Source organism: Anabaena sp. CCY 9402-a (assembly GCF_963920945.1).
GTDB classification, from domain to species: Bacteria; Cyanobacteriota; Cyanobacteriia; order Cyanobacteriales; family Nostocaceae; genus Trichormus; species Trichormus minutissimus.
On record NZ_CAWUDL010000109.1, the window covers coordinates 1 to 14,930 of the forward strand.

Genomic DNA, 14,930 nt, shown 5'->3' on the forward strand with positions numbered 1-14,930 from the left:
CCCCCAAATCTCTTGATTTATCTAGGTTTTTTGTTTATTCTGCAAGCCCTACTTACGATTTTGTCGCCGCCACTTTTCTCTAACTAGGCGAATCTCATTAAAAGTGTAACTTTCGCCCAATTGTTGTTTAATTGGTGTCAAAGCAATATCACCCAGCACTTCCAAAACTTGCCAAATTTTTTGCTGATGTTCTAGAGGAACTAATTGATTTAAATCTATAGACTGATTTTTCTCAATAAGTTTTTCTAAATGACTAGCAATAGTAGATGGACTCAGATTACGTTTTTGAGCTATTTGAGCAATATTTAAACCTTGTTGATGTAACTGTAATGTGTGTAATTCACTACCAGAAACTGAATTGGATGAAGACGTAGAATTTATAGGTTGATCTGTCGGGTTTTTTTCTTGACGGTAGGCGCGAATTTCTGTGAGAAATTTTTCCCCATACTGGGCTAGTTTGTGACTACCTACACCTGAAAGTTTACCAAATTCAGTTATGTTTTTCGGCTGTACCTGCGCCATCAATTTTAAAGTCGAGTCATGAAAGACTACATAAGGCGGTACAGACTGCTCATCAGCTAATTGTTTACGCAGCGATCGCAATCTGTGCAATAATGCTTCTGCGACTTCTGCCTTGGGATTCTCTGGGACTACACTAAGCTTCTGCACCACAGGAACAGATAGCATAACTTGGCGTTGTCGCCGCATGACTTCCCAACTTAAAGCATTTAATTTCAGTACAGAATAACCGTCGCTAGTTTGCTCTAATAAACCTTGATGTAAAAGCGATCGCCCCAACATTCGCCATTCATCTACAGTTCTATCTTTACCAATACCGTAGGTAGAAAGCTTATCATGTTCGTATTGAAGAATCTTATCTTTTTTTGCCCCGCGCAACACATCTATAACGTGTAACATCCCAAATCTTTCTTTACAACGCGCCACACAAGATAAAAATTTCATAGCTTCAATTGTCCAATCTTCTAAAGGTTTGGGATGGCGACAATTATCACAGTTACCACAATTACCCGCAAAGCGTTCCCCAAAATAACCTAGTTGAATTGTGCGGCGGCAATCCGTCCCTTCAACATAATCTATCATCTGCCGGAGTTGTTGCCTAGCAATCAATTGTTCTTGAGAGTCAGTCTTTTGTTCAATACTCCATTCAATGGTTTTAATATCAGCAAAACTGAAAAAGATAGTACAACGTGACGGTTCGTCATCTCTACCAGCCCTACCCGACTCTTGATAGTAACTCTCCAAATTACGGGGAATATCAAAGTGAACAACTAAGCGCACATCAGGCTTATTAATCCCCATCCCAAAGGCGATAGTTGCCACCATCACCCGCACATCATCCCGAATAAATCGCGTTTGATTTTTACTACGTTCATCATCAGGTAATCCGGCATGATATGACAAAGCAGACACCTGATCATTTTGCAGTTTAAAGGTAAGTTCTTCGACCTTTTTACGAGTTAAACAATAAATAATAGTTGAACCTTCACTATCTCGAATTAATTCTAATAATTCAGCGTAAGCCTGTTTACTTTTAGGACGGACTTCGTAATAAAGATTTTGCCGATTAAAGCTAGCCAGGTGAATACTCGGCTGTTTTAATCCTAATTGTTGAATAATATCAGCCCGGACGCGATCTGTAGCTGTGGCGGTAAGGGCGAGGACGGGAATATTCGGGTAACGCTTCCGCAGAGATTTCAACTGACGATATTCTGGACGAAAGTCATGTCCCCACTCAGAAACACAATGCGCTTCATCGATGGCAAAAATAGATATACCGATTTTTTCGTTGACTAAATCGAGAAACGGGAGAAACCTTTCACTCAAAAGACGTTCAGGGGCGACGTAGAGTAATCTTACCTTACCATTGAGAATGGCTTCTTCCCGCGATCGCACCTGATACGCATTCAAACTACTATTAAGGAACGTAGCCGAGATATTATTATTTCTTAGTGCTTCTACTTGGTCTTGCATCAAAGCAATCAACGGTGACACTACCACGGTCAGTCCTGATTTCATCAATGCAGGTAATTGAAAGCACAGAGACTTACCACCACCCGTAGGCATCACTACCATCAAATCCCGATTTTGCAGCGCATCTTCAATAACTTGCCGTTGTCCAGGACGGAACTGATCATAACCGAAGTGATATTTTAACGCCTGTTCGAGATGGGGATACTGAAGCATAGCGATCGCTTTTCTGATTGCGTTCTGCGTGAGTAGTTACGAGGATAACAGGATTTTAACAATCTCTCGCCTCGACGGCATAGATTTTTCTCTGTGTCTTTGTGTCTCTGTGGTTAAAAAATGATTTTTAACCACAGAGACACAAGAAAATCTGGGTCAGATGCGATTAAAAAAAGTTGCAATTCTCACATCTGTCTTTAAAATAAGGCGAATAGTGAAAGTATCAGACATTTGATCTGGTTAGATATATAAACACACCTTCTAAAAATTAGGAGTCGATGACATGAGAAAAGTAGAAGCAATTATCCGTCCATTTAAGCTAGACGAAGTAAAAATCGCTTTAGTCAACGCTGGTATTGTGGGTATGACGGTTTCTGAAGTTCGGGGGTTCGGACGGCAAAAAGGACAAACAGAACGCTATCGCGGTTCTGAGTACACCGTTGAATTTCTGCAAAAACTCAAAGTGGAGATTGTAGTGGAAGATAATCAAGTTGATATGGTGGTTGACAAAATCATCTCAGCAGCTCGCACTGGAGAAATCGGTGATGGTAAGATTTTCATCTCACCAGTAGAGCAAGTGATTCGGATTCGGACTGGCGAAAAGAACACAGAAGCAGTGTAAGTGCTGTAAAGCCCTTACAGCTATAGCGGGGCTTTGAGCAGCGTGCTGTTAGCGGTAGCGCGGCGTTTAGCCAGTGCTAAGTTATGAGTAAAGTAGGCGTTGCTGACTAGATAGGATGAAGTATATCGAACAAGCTAACTTTCAAAGAGTTTTTCAATTCAATACAATCAGCAATGCCTACTAGTCAAACCAATTCGCAGTGACAAATGGGCTACGTTTCGTGTACCCTTCTCCTTTGGAGACGCTACCGCGAACGGGAAGCAAGCTACGCCTTAGCGTTCCGCAGGGAACGTAGAGAAGATCGCAATTCGCAGTTTCAATCAGTCAGTGGAGTCTCAAGCCCCCACTGATTGACAATTATCCAAGTTAATCGTGATGCTGTTTGGAATCCCGCACCTGGAGTATTTTTTCTTTCGCCTTTGGTTAAGATAGGCAAACTGATGGTTAATTAAATTTAGAATTTTGAATAGTTAAAAAGGAGTTGACAAAATCAGCATATTTTGTAATTAAAACTCTCTTTTCTTTGTTGCCGCTTCTTCATATAGAGATAGTATTATATGTCACGGTTTATTGTACTTTTATTGCAAATTGTAAGAACACTGTGATATGCTTTCGTTACCAAATAAATGCCTTTGTAATTATCTAATAGTAACCAGGTTTGGGTAATGTTGCAGGTAACGATCTCTTCGGTAGCCTTACACAGTTGGGAGTATCCACCTTAAGGTGCAGCGTCAGCCTTGCAGTTATTAGAAGTCTTTGCAACTATCCGTACAGGAATCCACGTAAATTCTAGTTCAGCTTTGGCGCGATGGCATACCCGCCTGCTGGAAGCGATGAGCTACGCTCCACCGTAGGTGATCGCTAAAGAGTTTAGCCTGTGGATTGGTATGTGTTGAAAATTAATAATTCGTAATTATAAAGACAGCAGCAAACACTGATTTCACGTAGATATAGAGGGGCTTACAGCAGAAAATTACGAATTATTAATTACGTAATTATATTGACGAGTCGGCTATGTTGGGTGTGAATTACCCACTGCCAATTTTGGATGAATAAGCGGAGATAGGAAGGAAATTGAACGGAAAAATTCTGAGGCGAGAGTGGTTTTTTAACACTCAGCGAGACATTATGGCAGGTGCAGTCGTGGGACTAGCCCTGATTCCAGAGGCGATCGCCTTTTCGATTATTGCTGGGGTTGATCCCAAAGTCGGCCTGTATGCCTCATTTATTATTGCCGTTATAACGGCGTTTTTAGGCGGTAGACCGGGGTCAATCTCCGCCGCTACAGGCGCGATGGCTTTATTGATGATTGATTTAGTTAAAGATCATGGCTTGCAATATTTATTCGCGGCCACCTTTTTAACCGGGGTCTTTCAAGTTTTTTTTGGGTTGCTAAAACTGGGTCGCCAAATGAGATTTGTCCCCAGGGCGGTGATGATTGGCTATATTAATGCCCTAGCGGTGTTGATTTTTCTCGCCCAGATACCCCAACTGAGAAATGTGCCGCCGACTGTATATATATTGACTCTCATTTCCTTGGGGATTATTTACATTCTGCCGCGTTTTACTAAAGCAGTTCCCTCGCCCCTAGTCGCTTTAGCAGTAATGACAATCGCGGCGATCGCCCTGAAACTTGAAGTTCCCACCGTTGGGGATATGGGAGAGTTACCAACTGCGCTACCTAGTTTTGCTCTACCCCAAGTACCGTTAACTCTAGAAACATTAAAGATTATTCTGCCCTATTCTTTGACCTTGGCGATCGTTGGTTTGTTAGCTTCATTCTTAACCGCTTCATTGGTGGATGAACTCACAGATACCCCCAGCAATAAAAACCAAGAAGCCAACGGACAAGGCATTGCTAATATTGTTACTGCCTTCTTTGGAGGTATGGCTGGATGTGGGATGATTGGTCAATCAGTGATTAATGTTCAGTCTGGCGGACGGGGGAGATTATCAACCCTGGCGGCTGGAGTGTTCCTGTTAATTGCCATTTTGTTTTTACAAGATTGGGTGAAACAAATGCCGATGGCGGCACTAGTAGCCGTGATGATTATGGTGTCCATCGGTACATTTCGTTGGTCATCCATCAAAAATCTTCCTCGCATTCCCCGTACTGAAACCGCCGTCATGTTAACAACGATGTTTGTGACAATTTTTACCCGTAATTTTGCCCTGGGTGTAGTGACAGGCATCGTTATGAGTACAGTATTTTTCTCTAACAAGATTGCCCAGTTGGTATTTGTGGATAAAGTATTGAGTGAAGATGGTTTGCATCGCATCTATAAAGTAGCTGGGCAAATTTTCTTTTTATCTAGAGATGAATTTCTAGGGTTTTTTGATTTTACAGAACTAGTCGAGCGCGTCACCATTGATTTAACTCATGCTCACCTGTGGGATCAAGGGGCAGTAGAGGTACTTGATAAAGCAGTGCTGAAATTTCGCCGCAATGGTGCAGAAGTAGAACTAGTTGGACTGAATGCCGCTAGTGCTACCTTACTGAATAAATTAGCGATTTCTCAAAACTCCGATGCTTTGAAAAAACAGTAGAATTTTTGCCTTTCAACCCTTTGATTAGCAGGGTCTAAAACCATAATGAAAAATATTTTACTTTGTACTGATGGTTCATCTTTTGCGGAAAATGTTTATAAATATGGAGCTTGGTTTGCTAATCAATTCCATGCCCACATTAATGTTTTGTTTGTCACCGATATTCGCAGCCAAAAAGTCGCTTCTACTGGTAACTTAAGCGGTAGTATTGGACTAGGTGCTTCAGAAAAACTCCTAAATGATTTAGTTAACTTAGAACATGAAAAAGCCAAGCTGAACAATCAACGGGCAAGATTGATTTTACAAAATGCCGCCGCAACTCTGAAAGCTGAAGGCATAGAATATTTTAAGTTAACTAATAAAACAGGCTTCCTAGTGGACTGTTTTCATGAATTTGCAGAAAATTCCGACTTGATCATTTTAGGTAAACGGGGAGAAGCAGCCGATTTTGCATCGGGACATTTAGGTGCAAATTTAGATCGGATTGTTCGTAGTAGTAGTAAGCCGTGCTTAGTTACTCCCCGTGAATTTAAACCGATTGAGCGCATTTTGGTTGCCTATGATGGTAGTCTAAGTGGGCAAAAGATCCTGCAATTTTTAGAAAATTCTCCTGTCTTTCAAAGTTTAGAGATACATCTGCTGACGGTGGCTAAAAGTAACTCAGATCAAACAGCAATGGTCACACTGAATGAGGCTCAAGAATGGTTGTATACAGTAGGATTTGAGCCAGTCTTTAGCCTCCTAGAAGGTGAACCAGAACAAGCCATAGCTCAATATGTGCAAGAAAACAACATTAATTTACTGATGATGGGGGCTTACGGACATAGCCGGATTCGTCACCTGATTATTGGTAGCACCACAACTCAAATCATTCGCAGCAGCAATATTCCCGTACTGGTATTTCGTTGATTACAAGTTTTGTTTAAATACTTAGTGTAATTGTGTTCAAATCTGTTTAATTAAAAGTAGTAATACAGTGTCCATCAACCTAATTAACAAAATTCATTTTCGCAATTGGCGCGGCGATCTGTTTGGAGGCTTAACTGCTGCCATTGTGGCTCTACCTTTAGCCCTAGCCTTTGGGGTTGCTTCTGGTGCAGGGGCGATCGCCGGACTCTATGGTGCGATCATCGTCGGCTTTTTTGCTGCCCTATTTGGCGGAACACCAGCCCAAGTTTCTGGCCCTACTGGGCCAATGACTGTGGTAGTCACAACAGTGATTTCTACCTTGATGGCGCGTTATCCCGATACGGGGTTAGAAATTGCATTTACCGTTGTCATGTTGGGCGGGCTACTGCAAATCCTGTTTGGGGTGATGCGCCTGGGACAATACATCACCCTCCTACCCTACACGGTCATCTCTGGCTTTATGTCAGGGATTGGCGTAATTATCATTTTGCTGCAATTGCCCCCCTTACTAGGTCATGCCGGCACAGGTGGCGTGGTCACAACCCTACAACAACTACCCACCTATCTAAGTGATCCCAATTGGGTTGCTATAGGGTTGGGATTACTCACCTTGCTTATTGTCTTTGCCACTCCCACCAAACTAAATCGGTTTTTACCTTCCCCCCTATTGGCATTGGTGGTGGTAACAATTGTCTCAGTGGTGGTAGTGGTGGTCTTCAAAGATGCCAATGTGTCGCGCATTGGTAAGATTCCTAGCGGATTACCCACCTTCCGAATGCCTACCTTTAATATCCGCGAGTTAGCCGATATGCTGCGGTATGGGCTGATGTTAGGGGTGTTGGGGGCGATCGATTCGCTGTTAACTTCCTTGGTGGCTGATAATATTTCCCGTACTCAGCATGATTCTGACAAAGAGTTGATTGGGCAAGGGATTGGCAATATGTTGGCGGGGTTATTTGGAGGATTACCCGGTGCAGGCGCAACCATGCGGACAGTCGTAAATGTCCAAGCTGGAGGGAAAACGCCCCTATCCGGGATGATTCATGCCCTGGTACTGCTGTTAGTTGTGTTTTGGGCAAGTCCATTAACTGCACAGATTCCTAATGCAGTGCTGGCGGGACTGTTATTAAAGGTAGGCATTGATATTCTCGATTGGGGGTTTATCAAACGTGCGCCCCGTCTTTCTTTGAAGGGTACGGGATTAATGTATTTGGTATTGTTTCTCACCGTATTTGTGGATTTAATTACGGCGGTACTAGTGGGAGCGTTTATTGCCAATGTCCTGACTATTAAACGGTTAAGTGATGTCCAAAGTGATAATATTCAAGTCATTACTGACTCTACAGGAAATCACAATCTTACTCTCGCCGAGCAAGAAATCCTCACCCAAGCCGGAGGGGATATTTTGCTACTTAAATTGGGAGGGCCAATGAGCTTTGGTGCAGCTAAAAGCATCTCTCGCCGGATGTCATTCGTACAGAACTATCAAGCAATAGTATTAGATTTGAGTGAAGTCCCCAATATTGGAATTACGGCGGCATTGGCTATTGAATCTATAGTAGAAGATGCGATCGCACATCATCGTCATGTCTGGATGGTCGTCACCCCTGGGCAAGTGGAGAGACGGATTACCCAGCTTCAATTGCAGCGATTCTGTAATCCTTCCCATACACAGGATAAGTCTTCTGTCAAGTCGTCAGCCCAAATTAGTCAGGTAGAAAGCCGCTTACAGGCATTAACATCGGCATCTAACCTAATTCAGCCAGAAAGTCTTGTCTGAAAAGTGCCGCAAGGTGAAATTATAATTCAAAATTTGAGACTCAATATTTGGGAGTAGAGACTTGTAGCTTGCTTGCCGTAGGCTACCCAGAATTAATCAGTGATCAACTTTAATCCTAACAACAAGGCTGCAATACTTCCTACCACCGAAATTTCCCCTTGAGATATTTTCTCTAATACTGACTCTAAAGGAATTAAAATTACTTCAATTTCTTCTGTAATATCTAACTTTTGTTCTCCAACCTTGATCACATTTTCTGCTAAATATAAATGAATTTGATTATTCTCTTTACTGGGGTTGTCATATAACGTGGCAATTTTTTGCAGTTTTTGAGCTACATAACCTGTTTCTTCTTGCAGTTCTCTCATACCTGCATCTTCTGGACTTTCTTGTGTTGGATCAAACCTCCCGGCTGGCAGTTCTATAAAAAAATCCTCCGCCCCATGTCTGTATTGCCGAACAAAAATAATTTCTCTAGTGGCAGTAATAGGAAGAACTAGGACAATATCTGGCTTAATATTCACAAAATAGTCATCTATTATCTGACCATTGGGTAATTTAATCTCATCTTGCCTGACTTGACACCAAGGATGATCTAAGACCATTTTGGAGTTTAATATCTGCCATTTTTGTAATTTGCTCATACACTCTTTGTTTTACGAAGGATTATTTAATATTTTAGCTATCAATAAAGAATGTAAAAAAGTATAACTGATACCCCAAATCAGCTAAAATTTGCACTTACACTATTTTTGCTCTCACCAGAGTTTGAGCATAGTTATGCAGATAGAAGTTCATCTATTTACAGTTAACAAGCGATTCCCCTTAACTATTAGTCGCGGGACAACAGCAAAGACAACTAATGTCTGGGTAAAGATTGTCAGTTCTAACAAAGATGCAGAGAACATCGAAGGTTGGGGTGAAGCATCGCCGTTTGGCGTGGGCAATCATGCACAATCAACTGATACTATTAAGAACTCCTTAGAACAACTCGCGCCAGTGTTGCAAGCCTTTCACCCGTTGCAAAGACAGGAAATAGAGCAAGTGTTAATCCAACACCAAGTGCCTTCGGCAGCGAGGGCAGCACTCGATATGGCATTGTATGACTGGCTAGGTAAGTATGTAGGATTACCCTTGTGGCAAATCTGGGGACTGAATCGTAACGCCATAGTCCCAACTTCCGTCACTATCGGCATTAGTTCACCAGCCGCCGCTCAGGCAAGGGCTAGGGATTGGTTACAATTTACCGATGTGCGTTTATTTAAAGTCAAGTTAGGTAGTCCAGAAGGGATAGAAGCAGATCGACAAATGCTATTGGCAGTGCAACAAGAAGCACCAGCTCAAGAATTTTTTGTCGATGCTAACGGGGGTTGGATTCTAGCAGATGCCATTGAGATGTGCAATTGGTTGGCGGATTTAGGTATAAAGTATGTGGAACAGCCATTGCCACGGGGAGAGGAAACTAATTTAGTCAAGCTGAAAGAAAAATCACCCTTACCGATTTTTGTGGATGAAAGCTGCTTTAATAGCTCCAATATTCCCCATCTGGCAAACTATGTAGATGGCATCAATATTAAATTGATGAAATCTGGGGGCTTAACTGAGGCTATGCGGATGGTATATACTGCCCGTGCTTATGGGTTACAAGTTATGTTTGGCTGCTATTCTGACAGTTCCCTATCCAATACCGCAGCTGCACAACTATCGCCACTAGCTGATTATTTAGATTTAGATAGTCACTTAAATTTAAGTGATGATCCCTTCACGGGTGCAGTGGTACAAGAAGGGAGAGTATTACCAAACGATTTACCAGGCTTGGGAGTAAAACACAGTGCGTCTGCCGCTTAATCAAAAAGTTGCTATTTTATTGCATGAAGGAACTCAGGGGTCTGTCGGCAAAACAGGGCTAGCACTGCTACGCTACAGTGAAGCCCCAATTGTGGCAGTTATAGATAAGGAGTGTCCGGGACAATCTTTAAGAGAAATCACAGGTATTAAGCGAGATGTCCCCATCGTGGCATCGGTAGCAGCAGCCTTGGAATACAAGCCCCAAATCTTAGTGATTGGAATTGCCCCCAAAGGTGGTGGTGTACCTGATGATTACTGGATCGAAATTAAAACAGCCTTGGAAGCTGGGATGTCGTTGGTGAATGGGTTACACACATCTTTGGCAAATATGGCTGATTTAAATGCGCTCCTCAAACCAGGGCAGTTAATTTGGGACGTGCGAAAAGAACCAGCTAATTTAGATGTTGCCAGTGGAATCGCGCGGACTCTACCCTGTCGGCGGGTGTTAACAGTGGGAACTGACATGGCCATTGGGAAGATGTCCACGAGTTTAGAATTACATTGGTTATCAAAACTGCGGGGTTGGCGTTCTAAATTTTTGGCTACCGGTCAAACTGGTGTGATGCTAGAAGGGGACGGTGTAGCCTTAGATGCTGTGCGGGTAGACTTTGCGGCGGGTGCAGTAGAACAGATGGTGATGCGCTATGGGAAAAATTACGACATCTTATATATAGAAGGACAAGGTTCTTTATTACATCCTGGTTCAACGGCAACCTTACCCCTAATTCGTGGTTCTCAACCGACTCAATTAGTCTTGGTACATAAAGCCGGACAAACTCATAATCGCAATAATCCCCATGTACCCATCCCGCCTTTACCAGAGGTGATTAAGCTGTATGAAACCGTCGCCAGTGCTGGCGGGGCATTTGGTAAAGTACCTGTAGCGGGTATAGCCTTAAACACTGCCCATTTAGATGAATTTGCTGCAAAAAATGCGATCGCACAAACTACAGCCGAAACTGGTCTACCCTGCACCGATGTAGTGCGCTTTGGTGCTGATGTCCTTTTGGATGCAGTCATGCAGAATTAGGGCAGGCTTGCCCTGAGCGCAATCGAAGGGGGCAGGGAGAGGGTTCACCACTCCCTTAGTTAAAAACTATCGGGATCGATACCGCGCTGTTTGAGCCTATTTTGTAAGTCTTTGAGTTCTTGTTGCGCCTGTTGAGCTTGTTGTTGAGCCTGTTCTACTCGTTCATCAGGACTGGGGAATCGCTCACCATCCTGATTAAACCAAAACAACCATTCCCTCTCCCAGCCTCCATAGATACCCACATCTACCCCAATTGCTAGTTGCAATTCCGGTATCCAAAACCGTTCTTGCGATCGCAAAATAAACTCATCATCAATTTGTTTATACACTTCAAAGGGAGCGTGATTATCTCGCTGCCAGTGGTCGGGATTATAGATCACGTAATACAATACGCCCAAATCGAGATATTTGCTCATCTTGGTGTCGTATTCTCCACCATAGGTTTGAGAAACAACTTCAACAACCAAAATGGGCGGAATCCAATTCTCTTCCCATAACACGTAACTGAGTCTACCTCGCTGTTGTCGCCGTCGTTCTACACCCAAGCTCAAAAACCCATCGGGGACAATGGATTTTCGGGGTGCAGTCGGCAGGTAGTAGATGCCCATGTCTACCCCAAAAAACCAATCCTGGCGATCGCTCCAAACTGCCGATAAAATAGCCAACAGTAAGTTAGGAATGAGATTTTGCAGTTCGTTATCCACGGGAGTATCATCAGAGTCCGGCAGTTCTGCGGCTGTTGGCAGTTGGGGCAGAGCAATGGAATATTCCATAGGATTGATTCCTTCGCAAAATATATGTTCATTTTATCAGTGCGAGTTTAGGGAAGATAAAGAAGTAAAAAGGTAAAAGGCAAGAATCTTTTTACTTCTTACTTTTTACTTTTTTTATGTCCACTCAGCACTCAGCACTCAGCACTCCCTACTGACAGCGATCGCAAATTCCCTGAACTATCACCTCGAAACGTTCTGCTTTTAGCCCGGAACGGAGTTGACCTAAATCAATATTGCCGAAGGTGTTCCATTGAATATCTTCGATAGTGCGACAGCAGTTACACCGGAAATGATGATGGGGTGCAACATTAGCATCGTAACGAGAAACCCCTTCTTCTAATAACACTTCACGCACCAAACCCACCTCACGCAACGCCTGAAGCGCAGCATATACGGTCGCCTGCGATGAAGTTGGTGCATCCTTATTTAAATCCGTCAAAATTTGCTCAACGGTAGGATGGTCCTTTCTTGCCAGCAGGTTTGCGTAGACTGCGAACCTCTGAGGCGTGACTCGCAATCCTTTACTTTTTAGTATTTTGATAATCTCATCAGCTTGCTGCTGCATAGGATTTACTTGACCGAGGTAAATAAGCCTAGACCGATATTATAACCTTTCTTTTCCCAGGATTTAACTTTTCTTGGAGATATAAAAACAAGTCAGTATTTCTAACTATTGACTAATTCCTAAATCAGAATTATTCTGGTTTGTAAGTGGTGAGTTACCACTACCAAATAATCAAACTGCCACAAAAGTTTAATTTTTCCATCTAAAAACGAGGTATTTATGACTGCTATTACTCGCGTTCCTGATGTTGTATTTAAAACTCGTGTTCGGGATGAGTCTGTAGCTGGCCCCAACCCTTACCGTTGGCAAGACCAGACAACTCAAGAAATTTTCGGCGGTAAAAAAGTAGTCTTATTTGCTTTACCTGGGGCATTTACACCTACCTGTTCTTCCACCCACCTGCCCCGTTATGAAGAACTTTATGATGAATTCAAAGCTCTAGGTGTTGATCAAATTATTTGTCTATCAGTCAACGACGCATTTGTCATGTTCCAGTGGGGTAAGCAACAAGGGGCGAAAAACGTGTTCTTGTTACCCGATGGTAGTGGCGAATTTACCCGCAAGATGGGAATGTTAGTAGATAAATCTAATATCGGCTTTGGGATGCGTTCTTGGCGTTATTCAATGGTTGTCAACCACGGCGAGATTGAAAAAATGTTAGTTGAGCCTGGTTTTGAAGACAACTGTCCCACAGATCCTTTTGAAGTATCCGATGCGGATACAGTCCTGGCATACCTCAAGGGTGTAGAACGCTCCAAAGAAGTTGCACCTCGGTTGTCATTCGTCGGTTAATGGGGGTGTAGGGGTATGGGGGTGTAGGGGTGTAAGGGAAGAATAATTTCCCAGTCCCCAGCTTTTCAATTTTGGATTTTCAATTTTGGATTTTAGATTATTCAATCCAAAATCCGTCTTGAAAAGTTGAGCCACTGCGTTGGACGGGTTTCCCGGCTTGTAGCAAGTGGCGTTCCTAGGTTGGGAAACCCGCCTACAGAACTTTCCGCAAAATCTAAAATTCCTAGTCCCCAGTTAATTGTTCATTATTCTGCGCTTGTTGGTTTTCAGGCAAAGGGAGCTAATTATTACTTCCTTTGCCTGTTTCATTCGTAATTGAGCTATGGTTAATTTCATTTTGAATTAATTTGAACTAATATGACATACGATTTTGATTTGTTTGTAATTGGTGCGGGTTCTGGTGGGATAGCTACAGCTCGCCGTGCGGCGGAATATGGCGCAAAAGTTGGGATTGCAGAATTTGATCGACTTGGTGGTACTTGCGTTAACCGTGGTTGCGTACCGAAAAAATTAATGGTTTACGCTTCCCGCTTTCCTGGGATATTTGAAGAAGCACAAGGTTATGGTTGGAGTGCCGTCCAAAGTTCCCTGAACTGGGAAGATATGATTACCAGTGTTAATAATGAAGTGACACGCCTCAACGGTATCTATCAAAAGATGTTAGATAACTCCAAAGTGCAGATATTTCAGGGGCGGGCTAAATTTATTGATAATCATACAGTTGAAGTTGGCGAGACTAAAGTCACCGCCGATAAAATATTAATTGCTGTAGGTGGGACACCAGTTCGTCCTGATATTCCTGGTATTGAACACGCGCTGATTTCTGATGCTTTGTTTGAAATGAAGCCCCAACCTAAACGGGTTGTCATACTTGGTGGTGGGTATATCGGCTCTGAATTTGCTTGCATTCTACATGGGTTAGGAACAGAAGTAATTCAGGTGATTCGCCAAGATAAAATTTTGCGCGGGTTTGACGAAGATTTGAGAACAGAAATTCAAGAGGGAATGATTCGTCATGGCATTAGAATTATTAATAATGCCGATATTGTGAGCATTGAGAAAACAGACACTGGTGTCAGTATGATGATTAAAAATGACACCGAAGAAAATATATTAGCAGACGCAATCAGTTTGGCAGCGTTAGGACGGAAACCAAATACTGATAATTTAGGCTTAGAGAATACTTCTGTAAAACTAGATCAAGAGGGCATGGTTGTAGTCGATCGCTATAGCCGCACCGAGGAAGAAAATATCTATGCTCTAGGCGATTGTACCAGCAAAATTCAACTCACTCCTGTAGCAATTAATGAGGGACGAGCCTTCGCAGATACAGCTTTTGGTGGTAAGTCCCGTGTGATGAGCTATGAAAATATTCCTACAGCGATTTTTACTACTCCTGAAGCTGCAACAGTTGGGTTAACGGAAGCAGAAGCCATTGAAGAACATGGTAGCGATCGCATTAAAGTGTACCGCAGTCGCTTCCGTCCTATGTATTACACCCTAGCAGGCAAAGAAGAAAAAACCCTGATGAAACTGGTGGTAAATCAAGAAACCGATCAAGTTTTAGGGGCGCACATGGTAGGCGATCATGCTGGAGAAATCATTCAAGGAATTGCGATCGCGCTGAAAATGGGTGCTAAAAAAGCCGATTTCGATGCCACAGTGGGGATTCACCCCAGTTCTGCCGAAGAATTTGTGACTATGCGGTGATTAAACCAGTGAACAGTTATCCGTGATCAAGACGTATGGTGGGGAATTTAGACCACCACCAACGCTTATCACTAATGATCTTTCAGTACCGCACCCTATTTAGGGCTTGCTGAAAAAGTCATTCCAAGGCAAGAGAAAAATTGACTCCG

At 42.8% G+C, this 14,930-nt stretch carries 12 protein-coding genes; 8 read left to right on the plus strand and 4 right to left on the minus strand.

What is annotated here, in order from left to right; all coding sequences use genetic code 11:
- Window positions 1-48: 48 nt before the first annotated feature.
- Entirely contained in the window at window positions 49-2,205 is a 2,157-nt protein-coding gene (gene recQ / locus ACM0OR_RS25875; protein ID WP_414579312.1) for a DNA helicase RecQ, read from the minus strand.
- A gap of 283 nt (window positions 2,206-2,488) precedes the next feature.
- Between recQ and ACM0OR_RS25880 the strand changes: the two genes are divergently transcribed.
- From ACM0OR_RS25880 to ACM0OR_RS25895, 4 genes are all read left to right on the plus strand, one after another.
- Window positions 2,489-2,827 carry a P-II family nitrogen regulator gene (locus ACM0OR_RS25880; protein WP_190704343.1) on the plus strand — a complete coding sequence of 113 codons (339 nt, stop codon included), beginning with the start codon at window positions 2,489-2,491 and terminating at the stop codon, window positions 2,825-2,827.
- 1,128 nt (window positions 2,828-3,955) lie between these two features.
- Window positions 3,956-5,374: a SulP family inorganic anion transporter gene (locus ACM0OR_RS25885; protein WP_414579321.1), complete on the plus strand. Its 1,419-nt coding sequence runs from the start codon at window positions 3,956-3,958 to the stop codon at window positions 5,372-5,374.
- Between the two features lie 45 nt (window positions 5,375-5,419).
- Window positions 5,420-6,283, plus strand: coding sequence for a universal stress protein (locus tag ACM0OR_RS25890; protein WP_414579313.1), 864 nt, complete (start codon window positions 5,420-5,422; stop codon window positions 6,281-6,283).
- Window positions 6,284-6,350: 67 nt separating this feature from the next.
- On the plus strand, window positions 6,351-8,063 hold the full coding sequence (locus ACM0OR_RS25895) for a SulP family inorganic anion transporter (protein ID WP_414579314.1): 1,713 nt from the start codon (window positions 6,351-6,353) through the stop codon (window positions 8,061-8,063).
- 92 nt (window positions 8,064-8,155) lie between these two features.
- Here the strand turns inward: ACM0OR_RS25895 and ACM0OR_RS25900 are convergent, their stop codons facing one another.
- Window positions 8,156-8,707 carry an NUDIX hydrolase gene (locus ACM0OR_RS25900; protein ID WP_414579315.1) on the minus strand — a complete coding sequence of 184 codons (552 nt, stop codon included), beginning with the start codon at window positions 8,705-8,707 and terminating at the stop codon, window positions 8,156-8,158.
- Window positions 8,708-8,843: 136 nt separating this feature from the next.
- Between ACM0OR_RS25900 and ACM0OR_RS25905 the strand changes: the two genes are divergently transcribed.
- A complete protein-coding gene (locus tag ACM0OR_RS25905) occupies window positions 8,844-9,911 on the plus strand; it encodes a dipeptide epimerase (protein WP_414579316.1) in 1,068 nt (355 codons plus the stop codon).
- Window positions 9,895-10,941: a DUF1611 domain-containing protein gene (locus tag ACM0OR_RS25910; protein ID WP_414579317.1), complete on the plus strand. Its 1,047-nt coding sequence runs from the start codon at window positions 9,895-9,897 to the stop codon at window positions 10,939-10,941. Before ACM0OR_RS25905 ends, ACM0OR_RS25910 begins: the two co-directional genes overlap by 17 nt.
- Window positions 10,942-11,000: 59 nt before the next feature.
- On the opposite strand, the gene ACM0OR_RS25915 is transcribed toward ACM0OR_RS25910, so the two are convergent.
- Both ACM0OR_RS25915 and ACM0OR_RS25920 read right to left on the minus strand, forming a co-directional pair.
- The gene (locus ACM0OR_RS25915; RefSeq protein WP_414579318.1) at window positions 11,001-11,714 is read right to left on the minus strand and encodes a Uma2 family endonuclease; all 714 of its coding nucleotides are present in this window, start codon (window positions 11,712-11,714) and stop codon (window positions 11,001-11,003) included.
- Window positions 11,715-11,862: 148 nt separating this feature from the next.
- The gene (locus ACM0OR_RS25920; RefSeq protein WP_190704323.1) at window positions 11,863-12,279 is read right to left on the minus strand and encodes a Fur family transcriptional regulator; all 417 of its coding nucleotides are present in this window, start codon (window positions 12,277-12,279) and stop codon (window positions 11,863-11,865) included.
- A 219-nt stretch (window positions 12,280-12,498) separates the two neighbouring features.
- On the opposite strand from ACM0OR_RS25920, the gene ACM0OR_RS25925 reads away from it, so the two are divergent.
- Window positions 12,499-13,071, plus strand: coding sequence for a peroxiredoxin (locus tag ACM0OR_RS25925; protein ID WP_414579319.1), 573 nt, complete (start codon window positions 12,499-12,501; stop codon window positions 13,069-13,071).
- A gap of 357 nt (window positions 13,072-13,428) precedes the next feature.
- Window positions 13,429-14,781: a glutathione-disulfide reductase gene (gorA, locus tag ACM0OR_RS25930; protein ID WP_414579320.1), complete on the plus strand. Its 1,353-nt coding sequence runs from the start codon at window positions 13,429-13,431 to the stop codon at window positions 14,779-14,781.
- Window positions 14,782-14,930 lie beyond the last annotated feature (149 nt).

What these genes read in the sequence shown, in the direction of transcription:
- ACM0OR_RS25915 (WP_414579318.1), bottom strand. Translation starts at nt 11,714, where the DNA reads ATGGAATATTCCATTGCTCTGCCCCAACTGCCAACAGCCGCAGAACTG.
- ACM0OR_RS25890 (WP_414579313.1), top strand. Translation starts at nt 5,420, where the DNA reads ATGAAAAATATTTTACTTTGTACTGATGGTTCATCTTTTGCGGAAAAT.
- ACM0OR_RS25880 (WP_190704343.1), top strand. Translation starts at nt 2,489, where the DNA reads ATGAGAAAAGTAGAAGCAATTATCCGTCCATTTAAGCTAGACGAAGTA.
- ACM0OR_RS25900 (WP_414579315.1), bottom strand. Translation starts at nt 8,707, where the DNA reads ATGAGCAAATTACAAAAATGGCAGATATTAAACTCCAAAATGGTCTTA.
- recQ (WP_414579312.1), bottom strand. Translation starts at nt 2,205, where the DNA reads ATGCTTCAGTATCCCCATCTCGAACAGGCGTTAAAATATCACTTCGGT.
- ACM0OR_RS25925 (WP_414579319.1), top strand. Translation starts at nt 12,499, where the DNA reads ATGACTGCTATTACTCGCGTTCCTGATGTTGTATTTAAAACTCGTGTT.
- gorA (WP_414579320.1), top strand. Translation starts at nt 13,429, where the DNA reads ATGACATACGATTTTGATTTGTTTGTAATTGGTGCGGGTTCTGGTGGG.
- ACM0OR_RS25885 (WP_414579321.1), top strand. Translation starts at nt 3,956, where the DNA reads ATGGCAGGTGCAGTCGTGGGACTAGCCCTGATTCCAGAGGCGATCGCC.
- ACM0OR_RS25920 (WP_190704323.1), bottom strand. Translation starts at nt 12,279, where the DNA reads ATGCAGCAGCAAGCTGATGAGATTATCAAAATACTAAAAAGTAAAGGA.
- ACM0OR_RS25905 (WP_414579316.1), top strand. Translation starts at nt 8,844, where the DNA reads ATGCAGATAGAAGTTCATCTATTTACAGTTAACAAGCGATTCCCCTTA.